Genomic DNA, 1,119 nt, shown 5'->3' on the forward strand with positions numbered 1-1,119 from the left:
TATTACAGGCTTTGCCTCTCGCCCGTTTCGTGGTGCTGAAGCGTTGGTATAAGGAGGCAGCAGTGCCTCCGCAACGCTGAAGCTAGAAACGGATAAGCGAGGCTCTCCCCTTGCTTTGCCGAAAAGAAAAAGCGGCGCTTTATTCTTTTCGGGGCTAAGGGGAGTGAGGAGGGGATAAACCCCTTTTCTTTTTGCGAAAAAATAAATTTGTTATTTGTAGAAAGTGTTGCTTTACTAGAGTGAATCTTGATTTGTATTTGGAGTAACTAGCACATATGTAAGATAAGAGAGAAGTTAGTTCAAATATTAAAGTTGTATTGAGATTGAATTAGCTTATAAAACAAGATTGGGATTCTCTTTAATTTTGAAACTTGTGGATTTCTTTTGATTCTTTTAGGGTTTGAGAATTATAAAAGCAAGCAATTACATTCTTAGAGATGTTGATTCTTTATTTTGATTCTTTGAATCTGATTGCTGTGTTGTCTAGAATGTTTCTTGAATTAAGTGTTTGAATAAAACAAGCAGGTGAGACAAGCAGATAAAACAAGTGGATGAAACAAAAAGAGTAAAACAAGTTTATAAAACCAAGAATAAAACAAAGCGGATGACACAAAAGGACAAAACAAAGCAGATAAAAAAAGAATGAAATAAGGAAGTGATATAAGCGAACAAAACAAGAGAGATAAAACAAACAGAATAAAAATCAAGCAGATAAAAACAAAGCAAACAAAACAAGAAAAGCAACACAAAAGACAAAAGCTAAAAGATATAGATAGAGGTAGAAGCAAAAGGTAACAAGGTATAGGCAGAAGGTAGAAGGTAGAGAAGGGAACTTAAACTTTAACCCCCCCTTATCCCCGAGCATACTCTTTAAATCTCTTACACCCCATACTATTTGATTTATATTACTTGCTTTATTATTTGATATCCCCCTACCACATAAAATTCAATTTAATATAACCAGTATGCTGTGTAAGCTTAGAGCTAAGAGTAGTGTTGTAGTTGAATGTTATATAAAATCTTTCATCCAAAGGAATAGCAAGATTAGCTCCTAAGAAAGCTAAGAGAGGATCTATCTTAGTACTTCCTTCACCATAAGATGCATTACCCATATTGGTA

At 34.5% G+C, this 1,119-nt stretch carries 1 protein-coding gene; it reads right to left on the minus strand.

Annotated features, from left to right (window positions below; genetic code table 11):
* Window positions 1–932: 932 nt before the first annotated feature.
* The coding region (locus CCY97_RS08400) for a hypothetical protein (RefSeq protein WP_220091898.1) at window positions 933–1,119 on the minus strand (187 nt) is incomplete at its 5' end.

The sequence above is a fragment of the Helicobacter sp. 10-6591 genome (assembly GCF_003288805.1).
Taxonomy (GTDB): Bacteria; Campylobacterota; Campylobacteria; order Campylobacterales; family Helicobacteraceae; genus Helicobacter_F.